Origin of the sequence: Candidatus Methylobacter oryzae (assembly GCF_003994235.2) — a bacterium.
Taxonomy (GTDB): domain Bacteria; phylum Pseudomonadota; class Gammaproteobacteria; order Methylococcales; family Methylomonadaceae; genus Methylobacter_A; species Methylobacter_A oryzae.
This window is the reverse complement of record NZ_RYFG02000121.1, coordinates 39,630-57,810: the sequence shown is the minus strand read 5'-3', so window position 1 is coordinate 57,810 and position 18,181 is coordinate 39,630. Positions and strand designations below refer to the sequence as shown.

At 48.1% G+C, this 18,181-nt stretch carries 17 protein-coding genes; 5 read left to right on the top strand and 12 right to left on the bottom strand.

The genetic code is table 11. The annotated features are described in order from the left end of the window. Positions 1 to 218: 218 nt before the first annotated feature. On the bottom strand, positions 219 to 701 hold the full coding sequence (gene ssb / locus EKO24_RS20975) for a single-stranded DNA-binding protein (protein WP_127028686.1): 483 nt from the start codon (positions 699 to 701) through the stop codon (positions 219 to 221). A 17-nt stretch (positions 702 to 718) separates the two neighbouring features. Then, positions 719 to 2,101: an MFS transporter gene (locus EKO24_RS20970; RefSeq protein ID WP_127028687.1), complete on the bottom strand. Its 1,383-nt coding sequence runs from the start codon at positions 2,099 to 2,101 to the stop codon at positions 719 to 721. A gap of 375 nt (positions 2,102 to 2,476) precedes the next feature. On the opposite strand from EKO24_RS20970, the gene uvrA reads away from it, so the two are divergent. Continuing rightward, complete coding sequence (gene uvrA, locus EKO24_RS20965) at positions 2,477 to 5,341, top strand: excinuclease ABC subunit UvrA (protein WP_127028688.1); 2,865 nt, start codon at positions 2,477 to 2,479, stop codon at positions 5,339 to 5,341. 47 nt (positions 5,342 to 5,388) lie between these two features. Here uvrA and EKO24_RS20960 read toward each other — a convergent pair whose 3' ends face one another. The 4 genes from EKO24_RS20960 to EKO24_RS20945 form a co-directional block, all read right to left on the bottom strand. After that, a complete protein-coding gene (locus tag EKO24_RS20960; protein ID WP_127028689.1) occupies positions 5,389 to 5,820 on the bottom strand; it encodes a hypothetical protein in 432 nt (143 codons plus the stop codon). Further along, positions 5,813 to 7,435 (bottom strand): hypothetical protein, encoded by a 1,623-nt coding sequence (locus EKO24_RS20955; protein WP_127028690.1) that lies wholly within the window; start codon positions 7,433 to 7,435, stop codon positions 5,813 to 5,815. The genes EKO24_RS20960 and EKO24_RS20955 overlap by 8 nt, the downstream gene beginning before the upstream one ends. After that, positions 7,428 to 8,468, bottom strand: coding sequence for an AAA family ATPase (locus EKO24_RS20950; RefSeq protein ID WP_127028691.1), 1,041 nt, complete (start codon positions 8,466 to 8,468; stop codon positions 7,428 to 7,430). Before EKO24_RS20950 ends, EKO24_RS20955 begins: the two co-directional genes overlap by 8 nt. 380 nt (positions 8,469 to 8,848) lie before the next feature. After that, complete coding sequence (locus EKO24_RS20945; protein WP_127028692.1) at positions 8,849 to 9,169, bottom strand: helix-turn-helix domain-containing transcriptional regulator; 321 nt, start codon at positions 9,167 to 9,169, stop codon at positions 8,849 to 8,851. A 169-nt stretch (positions 9,170 to 9,338) separates the two neighbouring features. On the opposite strand from EKO24_RS20945, the gene EKO24_RS20940 reads away from it, so the two are divergent. The 4 genes from EKO24_RS20940 (at position 9,339) to EKO24_RS20925 (ending at position 12,404) form a co-directional block, all read left to right on the top strand. Next, a complete protein-coding gene (locus tag EKO24_RS20940) occupies positions 9,339 to 9,611 on the top strand; it encodes a DUF1902 domain-containing protein (protein ID WP_161990640.1) in 273 nt (90 codons plus the stop codon). Next, positions 9,608 to 9,799 (top strand): type II toxin-antitoxin system HicA family toxin, encoded by a 192-nt coding sequence (locus EKO24_RS20935; RefSeq protein ID WP_127028694.1) that lies wholly within the window; start codon positions 9,608 to 9,610, stop codon positions 9,797 to 9,799. The genes EKO24_RS20940 and EKO24_RS20935 overlap by 4 nt, the downstream gene beginning before the upstream one ends. Before the next feature lie 161 nt (positions 9,800 to 9,960). Continuing rightward, the gene (locus tag EKO24_RS20930; RefSeq protein ID WP_127028695.1) at positions 9,961 to 11,397 is read left to right on the top strand and encodes a glutamate-cysteine ligase family protein; all 1,437 of its coding nucleotides are present in this window, start codon (positions 9,961 to 9,963) and stop codon (positions 11,395 to 11,397) included. After that, positions 11,394 to 12,404: a M14 family metallopeptidase gene (locus EKO24_RS20925; protein WP_338324036.1), complete on the top strand. Its 1,011-nt coding sequence runs from the start codon at positions 11,394 to 11,396 to the stop codon at positions 12,402 to 12,404. The genes EKO24_RS20930 and EKO24_RS20925 overlap by 4 nt, the downstream gene beginning before the upstream one ends. 10 nt (positions 12,405 to 12,414) lie before the next feature. Here EKO24_RS20925 and EKO24_RS20920 read toward each other — a convergent pair whose 3' ends face one another. The 6 genes from EKO24_RS20920 to EKO24_RS20895 form a co-directional block, all read right to left on the bottom strand. Beyond that, positions 12,415 to 13,371 carry a bile acid:sodium symporter family protein gene (locus EKO24_RS20920; RefSeq protein ID WP_127028697.1) on the bottom strand — a complete coding sequence of 319 codons (957 nt, stop codon included), beginning with the start codon at positions 13,369 to 13,371 and terminating at the stop codon, positions 12,415 to 12,417. A gap of 24 nt (positions 13,372 to 13,395) precedes the next feature. Then, positions 13,396 to 13,998 (bottom strand): amino acid kinase family protein, encoded by a 603-nt coding sequence (locus tag EKO24_RS20915; protein ID WP_338324035.1) that lies wholly within the window; start codon positions 13,996 to 13,998, stop codon positions 13,396 to 13,398. 7 nt (positions 13,999 to 14,005) lie between these two features. After that, the gene (pabB, locus tag EKO24_RS20910; protein ID WP_127028698.1) at positions 14,006 to 15,382 is read right to left on the bottom strand and encodes an aminodeoxychorismate synthase component I; all 1,377 of its coding nucleotides are present in this window, start codon (positions 15,380 to 15,382) and stop codon (positions 14,006 to 14,008) included. A 95-nt stretch (positions 15,383 to 15,477) separates the two neighbouring features. Next, positions 15,478 to 16,590, bottom strand: a complete 1,113-nt coding sequence (locus EKO24_RS20905) for a YVTN family beta-propeller repeat protein (protein ID WP_338324034.1) — start codon at positions 16,588 to 16,590, stop codon at positions 15,478 to 15,480. Between the two features lie 10 nt (positions 16,591 to 16,600). Further along, the gene (locus tag EKO24_RS20900; protein ID WP_127028699.1) at positions 16,601 to 17,164 is read right to left on the bottom strand and encodes an SRPBCC family protein; all 564 of its coding nucleotides are present in this window, start codon (positions 17,162 to 17,164) and stop codon (positions 16,601 to 16,603) included. 304 nt (positions 17,165 to 17,468) lie between these two features. Continuing rightward, a complete protein-coding gene (locus EKO24_RS20895) occupies positions 17,469 to 18,170 on the bottom strand; it encodes an OmpA family protein (protein ID WP_127028700.1) in 702 nt (233 codons plus the stop codon). Positions 18,171 to 18,181 lie beyond the last annotated feature (11 nt).

Below are 18,181 nucleotides of genomic sequence, written 5' to 3'. Positions count from 1 at the left end.
ACCGTATGACTGACATTTACGAGGCTTGTTAAAGTTCACTTTCGTTTACGGGCTGTACATTTGCGCGCACCCACTGTCTAGGTCGGAGGCAACGTTTTTCCGGCGTTGCTTCCACGTTTCAGTCGCCATCCACATATACGCCATAGCTACGCAATCAACTAACCAACTATTGCGGCAGGACTCACACCTGCAAGATACTGAGCAGCTTATCGAACCGCTCAGAACGGAATATCATCGTCAAAATCGTCGTAATTCGGCGGCGGAGGCGGCATGGAACCCGAACTGCTTTGCGGCGCCGATGGCTGCGGTTGACCGGCAGGCTTCGAATATCCGCTCGGCGCATGCTCGCCGCCGAAATCGGACGTGCCGCCGCTACGGCTGTCGAGCATATTCATCGAATCGGCGACAATCTCGGTCGTATAGCGGTCCTGGCCGTCCTGGGCCTGCCATTTGCGCGTGCGGATATGGCCTTCAATATAAGCCTGGCTGCCTTTTTTCAGGTATTCGCCGGCGATTTCAGCCAGACGGTTAAACATCACCACCCGATGCCATTCGGTTTCTTCGCGGCGTTCGCCGGTTTGCCTGTCTTTCCAGCGCCGGGATGTGGCCAGACTCAACGTCGTAACGGCGCCGCCGCTCGGCATATAGCGAACCTCGGGATCGGCGCCCAGCCTTCCTATCAACATCACTTTATTCAGCATCTATTTCTCCTCATTGTTTACGCGTTGACGTACTGAGTGATCAAACCTTGCAATTGATCCTTATCGAGTTTTTGGTTATCGACTTTCAGATAAACCAAAGCCTCTTCATAATGCAGCGTAACATTTTCCACGCCGCTGATTTTAAGCATCTCGGCGACAAATTCGTTAGCGCCTTGTTCACTGAGCTGTTCCAATGAAATAAGTAGATTCGCGACATAGCGCGGCGGTTTCATCCATAAGGACACCACCAGCCAGCTGAACGCGGCAGCGGAGCAGAATAAAAATACTGCCGTCACGCCGAATTTGCCGTTAAACCAACCGCCGACGACGCCGCCCATAAAAAGCCCCATGAATTGCGAACTTGAATACGCGCCCATCGCAGTTCCTTTTAAATCGGCGGGAGCCGTTTTTGAAACTAAAGAAGGCAACGTCGCTTCCAGCAAATTAAAGCCGCAAAAAAACAACCATAAGAAGCCGATAATCCCGACCAGGTTTTGATAAACGGCCGACAAACCCGCTTCGGCGGCGATCAATACCGCAATAGCGCCCAAGAAAACCTGTTTCATTTTACGTTTCTTTTCGGCCAGGATCACGAACGGCACCGCGAACGCCATCGAAATCACAAAAACAGGCAGATAAACCATCCATTCATGCCCGGCAGACAATCCCGCGTTTCTCATCAGCGAAGGCACCACGACAAAAATCGCCATTAAAATCATATGCAACGTAAAAATGCCGTAATTCAGCCGCAACAGATCCGGATTTTTCAATACATGGAACATTTCCGCTGGCACCACTTCCGCATCCCGGTGCAATTTAGACTTTTGCGGATTCGGCACGATATAAATAATCGCTAAAATAGCCAACAAGGTCAGCACCGCGGTGACGCCAAAAACGCCCTGCACGCCGCCGAACTGGGAAATAATCGGCCCGGCGACAATGCCGACGCCAAACGATCCCCCTATGCTGATTCCGATAATCGCCATGGCTTTGGTGCGGTGAACTTCCTGGGTCAAGTCGGCGACCAAGGCCATGATAACGGCCGAAACCGCACCGGCACCCTGGAAAGCCCTGCCGACCAGCACGCCGTAGATTGTTGTCGACAGCGCCGCAATCACGCTGCCGATGAAAAACAATACCAAGCCGATAACAATCATTTTCTTGCGGCCGAAACGATCCGATAACAGCCCGAACGGAACTTGCAGCAAAACTTGCGGCAGGCCGTAAATACTCATTGCCAGACCGATCAACGCCGGCGTCGAACCTTCAAGCTGCTCGGCAAATAATGACAACACCGGCAAAATCATGAACAGTCCCAGCATCCGCAACGCATAAATGCTTGCCAAAGACCATGTGGCGCGTTTCTCCGATGGCGTCATCGAACTTGTAATGTCTTGCATTGTTGTCAAAACCAGCTTCTCCTTCTTGAACCAGAATTATCGATAAATGTTAGGCCGCATCGCGCACCTTTACCGGGCTTAGAAGAAAGTATGCAACGCATACCCGCACTAACCCAGTGGTTTATCTCACTATTTTAATGGCGGCCATTATAACAAGCTTTACTCGCCCGTTTCCGCTGATTAAATAAACGACGCTACGGATTAGGTTAAAAAAGTGCTGCCGGACGGATTGAAAATCAACGGAGAAAATAAGCGCTGTCTTTATTTGAGGATCGAGCACATCCAACTGGCCAACGAATCTGCATCAGGCGCCGTTTGTGTTCATAGGCCGTTGCCCGTATATTATAAAGTTGTTTCAATTTCCGGGATTTTTTAATGGACACCATCAGCATACGCGGCGCGAGAACGCATAACCTGAAAAATATCGACCTCGACCTGCCCAGGGACCAACTGATTATCATCACCGGGCTGTCAGGCTCCGGCAAATCGTCGCTCGCGTTCGACACCATTTATGCCGAAGGCCAGCGGCGCTATGTCGAATCGCTGTCCACTTATGCTCGCCAGTTCCTGTCGATGATGGAAAAGCCCGACGTCGATCATATCGAAGGCTTGTCCCCGGCTATTTCGATTGAGCAAAAATCCACGTCGCACAACCCGCGTTCGACCGTCGGCACGATCACCGAAATTTACGATTATTTAAGATTGCTGTACGCCCGCGCCGGCACGCCGCGCTGCCCGGAACACCAGGTTTCGTTGGAAGCGCAGACAATCAGTCAAATGGTCGACCTGGTGTTGTCGCAAACGCCGGACCAGCGTTGGATGCTACTGGCCCCGGTCGTCAACGACCGCAAAGGCGAACATATCCAGTTGCTCGACGACTTGCGCGCGCAAGGCTTTATCCGCGCCCGCATCGACGGCACCGTCTACGATTTGGACGAGCCGCCTGCGCTGGATCTGAAAAAGAAACACACCATCGAAGTCATCGTCGACCGCTTCAAAATCCGCGACGACATCGCGTTAAGACTGGCCGAATCGTTCGAAACCGCATTGCGCATCGCCGACGGCATAGCGATTGCGGCCTGCATCGACGACGACTGCAGGGATGCAGGAGGTAGAGCAACGCAGGGAGCAGTTGCCGGTGCGACCGAACTGCTGTTTTCCGAACGCTATTCCTGCCCGCATTGCGGCTACAGCCTGCCGGAACTGGAACCGCGCATTTTCTCGTTCAACAACCCGAAAGGCGCCTGCCCCAGTTGCGACGGCCTGGGCGTGCGCCAACATTTCGACCCGGAACTGATCGTCCATAATCCCGACATCAGCCTGGCCGGCGGCGCGGTCCGCGGCTGGGATCGGCGCAACGTCTATTACTACCAACTGATTTGCTCGCTGGCGAAACACTACCGTTTCGATCCGGAGAAGCCGTTTTCGTCGCTGCCGCAAAAAATCCAGGACGTCATCCTGTACGGCAGCGGCCACGAGGAAATCGAATTCAAGTTCATGTCCGGCGACGGTTCGGTCAAAAAGCGCCGCTACAGCTTCGAAGGCGTCATCGCCAACATGGACCGCCGCTACCACGAAACCGACTCGCAACTGGTGCGCGACGAACTGGCCAAATACTTGTCGCAAAAGCCGTGCACCAGCTGCAACGGCGCCCGTATCAACGAGTCGGCCCGGAACGTGTTCGTCGAAGACCTGCCGCTGCATCACGTGACCAATTTTCCTATCCGCAAGGCGCTGAGCTTTTTCTCGCAACTGACGCTGCCCGGCAAGCGCGGCGAAATCGCGGCCAAAATCATCAAGGAAATCCAGGAACGGCTGGAATTCCTGGTCAACGTCGGCCTCGACTACCTGACGCTGGACCGCAGCGCCGATACCTTGTCCGGCGGCGAAGCGCAGCGCATCCGTCTTGCCAGCCAGATCGGAGCGGGGCTAGTCGGCGTGATGTACGTGCTCGACGAACCGTCGATAGGCCTGCACCAGCGCGATAACCAGCGCCTGCTGAACACCTTGTTCCGGCTGCGCGACCTCGGCAACACCGTTATCGTCGTCGAACACGACGAAGACGCAATCCGCTCGGCCCAACATATTGTAGACATCGGCCCCGGCGCCGGCGTGCACGGCGGGCAAGTCATCGCGCAAGGCACGCTGCAAGACATCATCGCCAGCAAAGATTCGCTGACCGGCAAATACCTGTCCGGCGAAATCGGCATTTACGTGCCGGAAAAACTGACGCCGGTCGATAAAGGCAAGCAAATCGTGCTCCGCAACGCGCACGGCAACAACTTGAAAAACGTCGATATCGCTTTCCCTGTCGGCCTGCTGACTTGCGTGACCGGCGTGTCCGGCTCCGGCAAATCGACGCTGATCAACGATACCTTATACAGCTACGCCGCGCGCGCGATCAACGACGCCGGCGTGATCCCGGCCCCGTGCGACGGCGTCGAAGGCCTGGAGCATTTCGACAAAGTCGTCGACATCGACCAAAGCCCGATCGGCCGCACGCCGCGTTCGAACCCGGCCACCTACACCGGCCTATTCACGCCGATACGCGAACTGTTCGCGGCGACGCCGGAAGCGCGCTCGCGCGGCTATACGCCGGGCCGATTCAGCTTTAACGTCAAAGGCGGCCGCTGCGAAGCCTGCAAAGGCGACGGCGTGATTAAAGTCGAGATGCACTTTTTGCCGGATATTTTCGTCAACTGCGACAGTTGCCACGGTAAGCGCTACAACCGCGAAACGCTGGAAATCCGCTACAAAGGCCTTACCATCAACGAAGTGCTGGAGATGACCGTCGAAGACGCGGCCGAATTTTTCAGCGCCGTGCCGGTCGTATCGCGCAAGCTGCAAACCTTGATTGAAGTGGGCCTGAGCTATATCACGCTGGGCCAAAACGCGACCACGCTGTCCGGCGGCGAAGCGCAACGCGTCAAGCTGGCGAAAGAACTGTCCAAACGCGATACCGGCAAGACATTGTATATCCTGGACGAGCCGACCACCGGCCTGCATTTCCACGACATCAAGCAACTGCTGGCCGTGCTGCACACCCTGCGCAACCACGGCAACACCGTCATCGTCATCGAGCATAACCTGGACGTGATTAAGACTGCCGACTGGATCATCGACATGGGGCCAGAAGGCGGCGACGGCGGTGGTACGTTAGTGGCGGAAGGTACGCCTAAGCAGGTTTCGGAGAATCCGGCTTCGCATACCGGGGTTTATTTGCGGCGGTTTTTTGATTGATGGGGAAGGTAATCACGTAAGTCCGATTACGCTTACGCTAATCGGACCTACGCGGGCTCGGCTTTTAGAAAAGCAAAAATGTCTTGAATGTCTATGTGGATAAAGTAGAAAACGGGCTTTTGATAAAGAAAAAAATCATCATAGTTTATACCGGTTTTATCGCATGTTTTACTACAATTTGTTTTGTCTAATGTTATGCAGTAAGTAACAACTGTTTCTATATTCTTTTCTTTATCTTTATAAATCTTATCAATTATATAGTCGTAAAAGTGCGGAAAAAAATCAGAAAAGTTAGTATTCTTAAAATCTAAGTCCGAAATACACGCTTGTTCAACAATAGACTTATAGTCGCTTATATTCCTTACTTTAAAAAATTCTTTTATCTTTGGCAAGATCAACTCATGATTAATTTTCTCATGATTTTTTACACTTAAATAGGCAACAAAATCGCTTTTAGATTCAGATTTTTCTTCAATCATGATTTAAGTATACTTCTTGTATTTTTGAAAAATTTGCTTGAAAAACTCTTATACCATTATCTCTAATACGTCGATACAGTACTTCATCATCGACAAATTCACCAATATCTTCATCAGAACCGTTATAAAAATAGGGAATAATAAATTGACTCTGTATTATAGAGTTAGGAATATATTGATGTAGCGCTAATTCATAACAAAGTTGTTTAGTAATGTCTCGCTCTACTCTTTTTCTGGAGCTTAAAAAATACTCAATATCTCTATACTTCCAATCTAGAAAAATATGAAGTTGATTATATTTTTCTAGTGGTTCATATAATCTTCTGTATCTCTCTTCTATAGCATTTTTCTGTTTTTCAAGCTCCGGCTTTCTATAGTGGTAAAAAATATTCTTAGCTGTTGCTCTTGCGCCTCCAAGGTTTTTTCTTAACCTTGAGCAAAAATATGTATAAATAGACTCCTTCTGTTTATCTACTAATTTGACCTCGAAATCTAAAGTAAGACCATGATCTTTTATTACTATTATATCTATAATATTATTAAAAATAATAGTTATATCATTATTGCCTAACACCGAATGCACTAAATCAGGACGTATCCATCTTTTTTGGTCTCTAAACTGTAAAAAGAACGGGTTTTCAAAACCTTGCCTTTTAAAAATGGAAAAACCAGTTGAGGTGTCATTAGCTACACGTTTACCTTCAAAAACAATGTTAGTATCAGCATAAGTAATGTCAAAGTTAGCAAAAGCGTAGCTATGACACATATCTTCCCATATTTGATAAAAGTTACTAATTCCCCAAAATATACCGTTATCATGAGTGTTTTGCATATCTAGCTCACCGTAGAGAAACGATTCTATAGCGTCATAAAGCTGCCAATAGTCTTCATCTTTATAAGCTGTTATTTTATCAATGTCATCCAATATATCTTTTAATATGGTAATTGTTGTTTCAAAGGTTTCTTCATTAAATAATGACTGATCATGACTTAAATGTTGTTCCTTTAGACGATTCGCTAAATCTCTAACACGCTCATCTGAATCTTGTTCTAGCTCGCTTTCTAATTCATATAAAATAAAACAAAATAAATCGACTAAAGTTGCTGAGTCATAGTGTAAGGTTTGACGAGGTAAATGCATTTCATCAAGATAAATAACGTCATTCGGTAAGTAAATAGCATTATGCAGATATTGATCAATTTTTGAATAATCTATTTTTTCATCTAGTCCTATACGGCGCTGTATAAGGTCTAGTGCTAAATCCTGATAAGCATCAAGTAGATTTTCTATAACTGATATTTTGCTGTACAACAATACTTCATTATCTTCTTTATCTTTGAATAAATAAGCATTTGCTTTTGTTTCAATATTGTCCTTACCCGCAGGCTTTTCATCTAACGACAACAATAAGTTATCTTTCTCGAACTTTTTAAAAGTCCGATACATCCTAAAAAATAGGCGTTTAGTTGCATCAAAATCATTATCTGGAAAATTCTCAAAACCTTTGGGTAGACGAAATTCTAATTCATCATTGCTTCGTCTAATGCCAACAAAAGAATTTGAATTGTCACTATTTTCTCTTCTATCAAGTTTCAGCTCTTTGAAGTTAAACATAATACTTTTCGTTTATCGCTTTAATAAAAGTATCGACTTGCTTAGCAAAATCTCCAAAGGTGGTAAGTTCATCATGGTACTTTTTATCTTCACCGTAAAGTAGGTTGATTAGAGGTTTTTTATCTCTATTAAAAACACTATCCCATAAAAAGAACATGAGCTTATTTTGAATAGTTGATTTTTCTATTTGTTTATCTTTTATAAAGAAATGACCAATTTGCTTATCTTCTATGCCTCGAACATATTTATGGTTGCTTTTGATAAATAAATTTAATTTCCCTATAAAACTTATCCATTGTTCTCTATCTTCAAAAGCAGTACCTTTTTCACATATCGATTCAGAGTTGATATCAATAAATTCCCATTCCCATCGCCGCTTGAAAGCGCTATCCATATAATAAATAGAACTATCAGATGTATTCATCGTAGCTATAATAGAGAGATTATGCGGTATTTTAATAGTACGATTAACAAAGTCAAAGTTTAAAAACTTATGCTTGCTTTGTAATGTTTTTAAACTTTTTTCATCTATTTCACCATTTCTATCGTAAGTAAAGCTGAGTTCAATAAGCTCTAATATTTTTATAAAAGCAATTTCATTAATATTAATATAGTAATTTGACCATCCTTGATCATCTCTATCCAACAATTGAAATACAGAGCCAAATATAGCGGCAGAATTTCCTCTATTTATTTCATCAATAATTAACACAGTGTTTTCTATTTCACTTTCATCAAGTTGGTTTCCATTTTTATCGTGGACTTTCAAAATGTTCTTATAAGCTTGAGCTAACGCTCTTAAAAAGTGTCCTTCATAAAAGTTATACTCTACTTTTCCTGATCGAGTAATCGGCATTAATTTTCCAATAAAATCTCCGTGAGTATATTCAGGATGAAAAACTGTTTTTATTACATTTTCTGGTGTTTTGTTTATGTCTATTTTTAACTGATTAGGGACAATTTCAGAGTCAATTTTATGACTCTTGCCAGTTCCAGGGCTACCGAATAATATTTTTTGTATAGGGGTATTCATGTCTTTATTTTTAAATGTTAAATAGATTGTATAATTTTTGTTTCAGTCTTAGCTCAACCTAATAACTATACGTTGAAGCTTTGCAATTTTCTCTTCTACATTAATGTTGGAAATATCTTTACTTAATGAAGACTTCTCTCATAAGTCTCGAGGTTGATGTAAGGAAATGTATTTGCGTATCATCTGAATTAGCCCTAATAGAATGACTTTCACGCTGATGGGCTGTTAGCTCCACCATTATGCCGTAAAAAATTATTGCCGTATGCCAGCTTAAGCTTACAAAGCGCATCTGTCTCGATTGATATTTTTACGCTAGTTCCCAAGCTGGAGCCTGGGAACTAGCGGACTAGCGGACTAGCGGAAACGTGAAAACAATAAAATCAGACAGTTGCCACAGAAGTCCGGATTCCCACCTTCAACGCATGCTTAATAGCGACAAAGATCGCCGAGATGTTGCTCATCGTCGGATTGCCTGACTTCGACAACATCCTGTGCAAGCTCTTGGCCGGCTTGTGAATGTCTTTTGCCAGCGATTCAAACCCCATAGTCGCATTGACCAGATCGCGCTGGATCAGCTTAGCTGTATCGGGCTCGCCATTGAAAAACAGAGCTATAGCCTCATCCAATAGTGCTTGCGCAAAAGCCGGGTCTGTCTGCACACGTGCGGCGACAGTTTCTTTAAAATCACGAGTCAATGCCATAACTCACCTACCTTTTGGCGTTTGTAACTTGCGTTGCTTGTAGTCTTCCCACAGGGCTATTGAAACATAGGAACGTCAGTCACATACAGCATGGTCCACTTTCTCTATGCTATTATTTCTTCCAAACCCTTCAAATTTGAAGTGCAAAATGAATCTTCAGGAGAATTTCATGTATCGTCTAGGCTGGCCGTTTTCGACACTCTTTTCAAAAATAGGAATGCCGCTATTAATTAAAGTTGAAATTATCCATGACGACGAAGCGAACGTTTATGTCGCAACCAGCTCCGATCTAAAAGGGCTGGTAGTGGAAGCCGAAACCCTTGATGAATTGGAAAAAGAAGTATTGGATTTAGCGCCGCAATTACTCGAGCTCGATACCCCAAAATTACGCGCAAAAGCTGCAACGCATCTATCGTTTATTCAACACCCCATCACTCTATGAATGGCTATGAAAAACTGGTCAAAGAGCAATTACTCAAACACGGTTATAAATTAGTCCGTACAGGCAAAGGTTCGCATGAGATTTGGGCAACAGAAAAGGGCGTGTCTGTTACAGTCAATCATTGCTGCAAATCGCGACACACGGCAAACAGTATTATGAAAGCGGCAAATATTTCGCATCGTTTTTAAATCTATCGTATCGCTACGGGTAACGCTGCTTCGTTCCACCACCTCACTTACGCTGACTCCCAATCTCCAGATTTTTTATTAACCTATCGCTTGATACACCTCTCAACTGTGTTTATGCTGACGCCTACTCAAAGCTACGTTTGTTATCCGGGAGAATTATCATGGGTCAAGAAATTCACACCGAAATTTACCAAGCGGCTGACTTTCATCAATTCCAGCAGCGCTTGGCAATAGAAACTAAGCTGCTGGAACAGTTGATTACTCAAGGCGCCTGTTCGGAGCACGGTCCTGTTGCCGGGTTTGAAATTGAGGTTTGGCTGCTGGACGACGACATGCGCCCAGCCCCCTGCAATGCAAGCTATCTGGCGTCCTTCAGTAATCCGCTAGCCGGTGCCGAACTGTCGAAGTTTAATGTTGAGTTCAATACCGCGCCTGTTCCTTTAACGAATAATGCGCTTACCGAGCTGAATAATGATTTGCTGAACACTTGGCAGCAGGCCGGGCAACATGCCCGGCAAATGCAGCTTCACCTGTTGATGATCGGCTCTTTACCGACGCTACGGCAGGACGATCTTCATCTAGGCAATATCTCGGATATGCACCGCTACCGGGTATTGAACGAGCAGATTCTAAAAAAGCGCAATAAGCCGATTCAACTGGATATTAAAGGCCACGAGCATCTGAAAATCGATCATTACGACGTGATGTTGGAAGCGGCGGCCACTTCGTTTCAACTGCACCTGCAATGCCCGTTGAGCCTTGCCCATTTTTACTACAATGCCTCACTGCTCGCTTCCGCGCCGATGGTGGCTTTATGCGCGAATGCGCCGTTTGTGTTCGGTAAGGACTTATGGCACGACTCGCGGATTCCGCTGTTTGAGCAGGCCGTCGGCATCGGCGGATTAGGTGGTGCGGCGCTAGGCCCTTTGTGGCGGGTGAGTTTCGGTTCGGACTTTGTCCGTCATTCGATCTTCGAATGCTTCGCCGAGAATCTTGCCCATTTCCCGATATTGCTGCCGGAATGTTTCGATACCGAACCGGAACAGTTCCAGCATTTGCGCCTGCATAACGGCACGATCTGGCGCTGGAACAGGCCGTTGATCGGTTTCGACGAAGACGGCGCGCCGCATATCCGTATCGAACACCGGCCGCCCTCCGCAGGGCCGACAGTAATCGACTCTATTGCCAACGCGGCATTTTTCTATGGACTGTGCCAGAATCTGTGCGAGCAACTGCAAACGCAACAAGGCCCGCTGTTAACTTTTCCTGAAGCCAAGGACAATTTCTATCAAGCCGCCCGCTACGGTTTGGGCGTGCATCTTGTCTGGCTCGACCGGCAAAAACAGCGTTTGCCCGGCCTTTTAAAAAACGAGTTGCTGCCGCGCGCGGCCTTGGGATTAAAATCGCTGCATATCGACCCGGCAGACATCACGCTGTATCTGGACATCGTTCGCCAGCGGGTTGAAAGCTTGCAAAACGGCAGTACCTGGCAGCGCCGTTTTATGCAAAAATATCCGGGCGATTTTGTCGCACTGACCCGCTGCTATTTAGATAATCAACGCCGTAACCGACCGGTCGGCGAATGGGAAATACCTTGATCGATACACTTCAACAATTCACCGACTTGCCTGCGGGTTTGCTTGATATTCGGGCCGAAAACCTGCATCGGCTGATTCCGCAACCCGCGCTGTTCCATCTTCCCGGCGAACGATCCGATACGCTGTTTGTTTCGGTGCTGCTGCACGGCAATGAACCGACCGGTTTTTTAGCGCTGCAACGCTTATTGCAAAAATACCATCGGCAAACTTTACCGCGGCCGCTCAGTATTTTTTTCGGCAACATTGAAGCGGCGCGTTTGAATCTGCGCCGGCTGGACGGACAGCCGGATTTCAACCGCGTCTGGCCCGGCACCGCATTACCCGACTCGCCCGAACGGCGCATTGCCGAACAAATCGTCGCAACGATGCGGCAACGCAAGATGTTCGCCAGTGTCGATATACATAACAATACCGGCTTGAACCCGCATTATGCTTGCTTGAACAAGCTGGATAACGATTTTTTACAACTGGGGGCATTATTCGGACGGCTGCTGGTACATTTCACGCATCCGAAAGGCACGCAATCGGCCGCCTTTGCTGAGTTTTGCCCGGCAGCCACATTGGAATGCGGCCGCCCCGGCCAGGAGCATGGCACTGAGCATGCGTTTGAGTTTCTCGACAGTTGTCTGCATCTGGCGGAACTCCCCTCTCATGCTATTGCCAAACAGGATGTCGATATTTACCACACGGTCGCCCAAGTTACGATTGCGGACGATGCGACGTTCAGTTTCAGCGAAGAAACTGTCGACCTGTTATTGAACGCTGATTTGGACAGGATGAATTTTACCGATATTCCGGCCGGTACTGTGCTCGGAAAAACCAATCACGGCGCTATTCCGGTCATTGCCAAGAACGAGAGCGGCGACGATGTGACCGGGCGTTTTTTCAGCAACGATGGGCAACAGTTGGTCATTACCCGTCCGGCCATGCCTTCGATGTTGACCTTGGACGAGCGCGTGATCCGGCAGGATTGCTTATGCTATTTGATGGAACGCGTAGAAATATAATAAACCATCTCTAGCGTCTTCTACCCCAAATTCCAGCTAGCGCACTGCCTATCAAGCAATGCATTACCGCGGAAATGGCGGCCGGAACCGGAGCCGTCGCCATATCCGCGAAGTGCGTTTTAGCCAGCGACGCACCTAAGCCGCTATTTTGCATACCGACTTCGATTGATACAGTGCGGCATTCAGTTGTACCGTAACCCAGCCATTTCATAGCGATATAACCCAAAACAAAGCCGGTAGCGTGAAATAGGAACACCGCACCGAATAATGTCGCTCCTATCTGGGCAATCGCGGCCTTATTGCCGGCGACAATGCTGCCCACCACCAGCACGATCACGCCGACGCTGACGATTGGACCGATAGCATTGATCGCGCCTCGCACAACATAACGCTTATGCTGTTGAATACGATCCAGCGCCGTGTTAATGGCTAACCCGGCTATTAACGGTATCAATACCACCAAAACCATCGAACGGAACAGGCCCCAACCGTCAACAGGAACGTAAGCGCCTGCCAGCCATTCGGTCAGCAGCGGCGTCAACACAACGGCCAAGAACGTCGAACACATCGTCAACAGCACGCTCAAAGCGACGTTGGCGCGAGCCAGATAAGTGATCACATTAGATGCGGTGCCGCCGGGACAAGCGCCGACAAGAATCAACCCTATCGCCAGACTCGTTTCCAGTTCCAATACTTTAACCCACAGATAAGCCGACAATGGCATGATCACAAACTGCGCCAATATGCCGACTGCGATAATTTTCGGCATCCGGAATATGTCCGAGAAATCGGACAAGCGCAGAGTCAGGCCCATGCCCAGCATGATTACGCCCAGCCCGGCCGTAATGTACGGCTGGAACCATAACCATAATTCCGGCTGCCACCATGCCCATGCACAACCGGCCACAATCCATAACGAAAACCACTCGGCTATTTTGATGCAGGCCGTTTGCCAAACATTTAACATTCGTGAATCCTTTTCATCTTTGCGTTATAGAGGCGGCAATTCCTGTCGCCATAACGATCTAGCTGCCCAGTTTTGACCATTAACAATTTGTATTTGAAAAACAGTTTGAGCAACGAAAGCGCAGAATGCTTTATCGATTATGTCTTGTTCAGCAAGTTGTCGCAGGCTTAGTTTCTCATTGATGTTCGCCGACTTTACTAAGATCAGTTCGGTTGCCGAGACGGTTTTAGCCAGCCATGCCGCCAAACTGTCCGAAGTGATGTCCCAGCATGCGGCAATGCCGGCATTATCGAGCTCAATACTATCCGGTGACCAAATGACGGTTCTTTGCCGCTCTAATTGTTCTTGAATTGCCGCAACGGTATCGGCGATAACGAAACCCGGTTTAAGTGCGTTAAACATCAAGGCCATTTGCTGCATCGCTAAAAGAGCCATGTAATGCGCGGTGTTATCGTCGAATTGCCAATGTTGCTGAGCTATCCTAACCTGATCGGCAAACGCGCCGCCGCCCGGAACAATGACCACCGCCCTGCCCCGATAATTTTTTTCGACCGCATCCAGGCAGTTAACGAGGTTATCCGAGCGGGACAGGCTGCCGCCCAGTTTGATTACGACAATGCCGTCCACACGTGCATCACTTGACTGTAAAGCGTTGCAACAGGTCGAGCATCGCAGCGGCTTTGTCGAAACTTTCCTGGTATTCTTCGTCGGCCACCGAATCGTTAACGATGCCGCCGCCGGCCCAGAAGCGGATCGTATTGTTCGAATGCACCAGCGTCCTGATGGCAATATTGGTATCCATGTTGCCGTTGAAGCCGATGTAGCCGATGGCGCCGCAATAAACGCCGCGCCGGTTCGGTTCGAGTTCTTCGATGATTTCCATGGCCCGTATCTTCGGCGCTCCGGTAATCGATCCGCCGGGGAAACAGCTTTTCAGCAAATCCAGTGCATGCTTATCATCCGCCAGTATGCCGGTTACGGTGCTAACCAGATGGTGTACGGTGGCGTAGCTTTCCACATCGAACAGCACCGGCACTTTGACCGAACCGCTCTTGCAGGTTTTGCTGATGTCGTTGCGGAGCAGGTCGACGATCATCAGGTTCTCGGCCCGGTCTTTGGTGCTGGCTTCCAGATTTTCTATTTGTTGGCGATCTTCCGTGTAATCTTGCTTTCGCGGCCGCGTGCCTTTAATCGGCTTGGTTTCGACCACGCTATCGGTCAGCTTCAAGAAGCGCTCCGGCGACGAACTTAAAATTTGGACTTCGGGTAAGTTAAGGTAGCAACTGAACGGAGCGGCATTCAGTTTGCGCAAGGCTTGATAAGCCGTCCACGGCTCGCCTTCACAATCGGCCGCAAAGCGCTGGGTCAGGTTTACCTGATAGCAATCGCCTTCTTTAAGGTAATGCTTGATCCGGTTAAACGCATTGACATAGAAATTCCTGTCCATGTTGGACTTAATTTCACCGACGACCTTAAACGCATGATGATCTTGATGCGCCGGTTGGCTAAACTGCCGGATTAAATCTTGCCGCTTTTGCGCGTCGCAATTCCCTACCCAATAGCTCTTCTGGCGGTGATGATCGACGACGACCGCCCATTCGTAAATTCCTACTGCCATTTCGGCGATGTGTTCCGCATCTTCAGCGATTGCCGGCAGCGCTTCGAGACGGCGGGCCAAGTCATAGGAAAAATAACCGATGGCTCCGCCGTTGAACGGCAAATCGTCAACCGGCTTAAAATCCGGGAACAAGCGAAGCTGTTGCTTGATTAAATCAAACGGGTTTTCGGTGGATTTTATTGTTGCGCCGTTACAGGCGATTTCGGTAATTTCGCCGTGCGTGACCAGAGTACAGACCGGATCGGCCGCAATAATATCGTATCGGCCCTGGTTGCTGCCCGGAAAACCGCTGTCCAGAAAAACGGCCCAAGCCTTGTCTGCGTAAGCGGAAAATAGTTCAGAGCTATCTGTAAAATAAGGAAGAGGAACGATGTGTTGATTCGGTGACGGCATTTAAAGGGGTACTTTGATTGAGGAGGGATTGTAACGCGCGTTGTATCGGAACCGTTCAAATAATAGGAGGATTTTTAGCCCTCCTACTAACAAGACTATTTGCCCATGAACTGCCCAAACGCCCGGCTGCCTTCGCCGGTTTTAACGGTATCGATCACTTTCAAGGTTCTGGCATCGATGACCGAAACATTGCCGTCAAACCAGTTCGCGACGTAGACGTGCCGGTCGTCGGGATGGGTGCTGATACCTTCCGGTTTGGTGCCGACGGCGATCAACGCGATTTCCTTCAGGGTTTCAGTGTCGATAACGGAAACCGAACCGTCGTCCTGATTGGTCACCAACAAGCGGCTGTCGTTAAGTGCCAAAGCGGTGGCGTAAGGCAACATATTGACCTTTACGGTAGCGATAGGCTTCATCCTTGCCGTTTCGACAACGGTGACGTCATCGCTTTTTACGTTGGCAACGTAAATGCGTTCGCCCCGGGAATCGATGGTGAGTCCGAACGGATGCGTTCCAACCTGCGCGGTTTTGCTAACGGCCAATGTCTTCAAGTCAATCTTCGAAACCGAGTTACTGATCCGGTTCGCGACATACAGCCAGCGATTATCGGGGCTGACAACCAAACCGGACGGCGATTCGCCGACTCCGATAGTTTTGATAATCCGCAGATTGTCCGCATCGATAACAGAGACGGTGTTTTTATACCAATCCGCCACATAAATCCGCTTGCCGTCCGGCGCCACCGCAATACCCAACGTACCGTCGTTCACCGTAACGGTAGTGGCGACTTCACGCTTTTTGGTATCGATAACTGCAAAACCTTTGGCTTCCGGCGTACTGACATAAACTTTACCACCATCCGGCGCGACGGCAACCCCGGCCGGTTTGCCCTGAACTGCGATCGTATCGACAACGCTACCGCTTGCCGTATCGACAACAGAGACGCTATCGCCCAACTGATTGCTGATATAAGCCAAAGGCTGGGCAGCAAGCGGCGTCGATAAAAAGGCTGTAGCGATGCAAATCGCTACAGCCTTATCGCCAAGGATGGTGTGTATGCCACTAGCCAGTCGGGAACTGGCGTGGCAATCGCCAAGGATGGTGTGTATGCCACTAGCCAGTCGGGAACTGGCGTCGCGATCGCCAAGGATGGCTTGTATGCCGCCGGCCAGCCGCGAACCGGTGCGGCGATAGTTCGCGAGGAACATTCGCTAAACCTTACTTTTCAGCCAATTTTTTCAGGTTAATCAAACCTGTTTCCAAAACGGCTTTCACTGCGGCGTTAGCAGTTTCTTCGTTCATTTCTTCAGGTGGATTATTGTTCATGTAAGCGCGGTAGTAACCGGCTTTCCAGATAACTTCAGTGTTGCCGCCTTTATCGGCTAATTCAATGCTTGCTGCGTAGTCATTGACAGGCAATGCAGGAACTTTTTCTTCAGCACCGGCATGAGTAATAGTCTTTGAAGAGCTCATGTCAGTGATTTTATAAGCATAAGACATTTTAGCTTCTTCGTACTTTTTCAATTCTTCGGTAATAGTGCTGCCGTCTTTCAAGGTTAAAACGCGAACCGCTCCTTTGGTGTTATCGCCTTTAACTGTGGTACTCATAATGCTTGGATGCCAAGACATATCGCCGTAGTTCTTAATAATATCCCATACTTTTGCAGCAGGTGCATTGATGGTGATTTTCTCTTCGGCTTTTTGACGCACGGGGCCGTGAGCATTGGCTAGTGAAGTAAAAAAGAACAGCAAAGCTGAAACTAATAAAACGATTTTCTTCATATTAACTTTCCTTATGGGATCATAAAACTAAAACGCGCATTATATGACAACCAAGCGCTGCAAGCATCAGCTTAGCGTGTTAAAACACAATATTAGGAAAAGAGACTATATCAACAGCTACCGGCTTCACTGCCGCAGTGCTGTTTTTACTCTTAGCGACAATAATAACTTATAGCCAAAGGGCATAAGTTTCGTTTGAGCGGATAAGCTGCCCAGCTCAGCTTTATAGTTATTTCTCAGGAATGAAACTGAAATCGACGTATCCCTGAGGCCGTTATGACGGTCTCAGGGAAATGGATCATGATTATTTCAGTTCGGGACAATCTGCATAAGCGGGATGAACAGTAACCATCGTAACTACCCGATGATTCTGATTGCGTGTGTTCGCCGGCCCGGCAGCTTCGCCTACTGCTTTTACATTCAATTGACCGGCACTAGCACCGTGCTTGATTAACATGTTTCTGACGAAAGAAGCCCTTCTGTCCGACAGGCTCTGGTTGCTTGTTGTGCTGCCAACCGTATCGGTAGAAGCGGTGACATCGACGGTAGCATCGGGATTAGCCCTCAAATATGAGCCCAGGATGGCAATTTCATGTTCCTCGGATTTATAAGGCGTTGCGCTGCCATCCGCGAAAAATACGGCAGTGTGTTGAGCCGAAAGCGGTCCGTCCTGAACGTGGTTTTGACTATGGACTTGCGTTAACCATTGGCACATTTCCTTTTCCGATGCCAGCCGATGCTCAGCTGCAGCTTGAGCGGCATCTTTAGCTTTTTGTTGGTCATTAATATTCCAATAATGATCGTTTTTCCATTGAGCTAAAGCTTTGTTGGCTTCTGCGAGTTTTTTCTCGGCCGCTTCCTCATGCATAATAGCCTGACGGTAATGGCCTGCGTTCGCGGCATCAATTCCTGAACTCAACCCTGGAATATCTTTCTGTGGAGTTGCACAAGCCGCAAGAGAAGCAACCAATACGGCAAACGGCACCTTAATACATTGTCTTTTCATAACTTTATCCT

What these genes read in the sequence shown, in the direction of transcription:
- ssb (WP_127028686.1), bottom strand. Translation starts at nt 701, where the DNA reads ATGCTGAATAAAGTGATGTTGATAGGAAGGCTGGGCGCCGATCCCGAG.
- EKO24_RS20970 (WP_127028687.1), bottom strand. Translation starts at nt 2,101, where the DNA reads ATGCAAGACATTACAAGTTCGATGACGCCATCGGAGAAACGCGCCACA.
- uvrA (WP_127028688.1), top strand. Translation starts at nt 2,477, where the DNA reads ATGGACACCATCAGCATACGCGGCGCGAGAACGCATAACCTGAAAAAT.
- EKO24_RS20960 (WP_127028689.1), bottom strand. Translation starts at nt 5,820, where the DNA reads ATGATTGAAGAAAAATCTGAATCTAAAAGCGATTTTGTTGCCTATTTA.
- EKO24_RS20955 (WP_127028690.1), bottom strand. Translation starts at nt 7,435, where the DNA reads ATGTTTAACTTCAAAGAGCTGAAACTTGATAGAAGAGAAAATAGTGAC.
- EKO24_RS20950 (WP_127028691.1), bottom strand. Translation starts at nt 8,468, where the DNA reads ATGAATACCCCTATACAAAAAATATTATTCGGTAGCCCTGGAACTGGC.
- EKO24_RS20945 (WP_127028692.1), bottom strand. Translation starts at nt 9,169, where the DNA reads ATGGCATTGACTCGTGATTTTAAAGAAACTGTCGCCGCACGTGTGCAG.
- EKO24_RS20940 (WP_161990640.1), top strand. Translation starts at nt 9,339, where the DNA reads ATGTATCGTCTAGGCTGGCCGTTTTCGACACTCTTTTCAAAAATAGGA.
- EKO24_RS20935 (WP_127028694.1), top strand. Translation starts at nt 9,608, where the DNA reads ATGAATGGCTATGAAAAACTGGTCAAAGAGCAATTACTCAAACACGGT.
- EKO24_RS20930 (WP_127028695.1), top strand. Translation starts at nt 9,961, where the DNA reads ATGGGTCAAGAAATTCACACCGAAATTTACCAAGCGGCTGACTTTCAT.
- EKO24_RS20920 (WP_127028697.1), bottom strand. Translation starts at nt 13,371, where the DNA reads ATGTTAAATGTTTGGCAAACGGCCTGCATCAAAATAGCCGAGTGGTTT.
- pabB (WP_127028698.1), bottom strand. Translation starts at nt 15,382, where the DNA reads ATGCCGTCACCGAATCAACACATCGTTCCTCTTCCTTATTTTACAGAT.
- EKO24_RS20905 (WP_338324034.1), bottom strand. Translation starts at nt 16,590, where the DNA reads ATGTTCCTCGCGAACTATCGCCGCACCGGTTCGCGGCTGGCCGGCGGC.
- EKO24_RS20900 (WP_127028699.1), bottom strand. Translation starts at nt 17,164, where the DNA reads ATGAAGAAAATCGTTTTATTAGTTTCAGCTTTGCTGTTCTTTTTTACT.
- EKO24_RS20895 (WP_127028700.1), bottom strand. Translation starts at nt 18,170, where the DNA reads ATGAAAAGACAATGTATTAAGGTGCCGTTTGCCGTATTGGTTGCTTCT.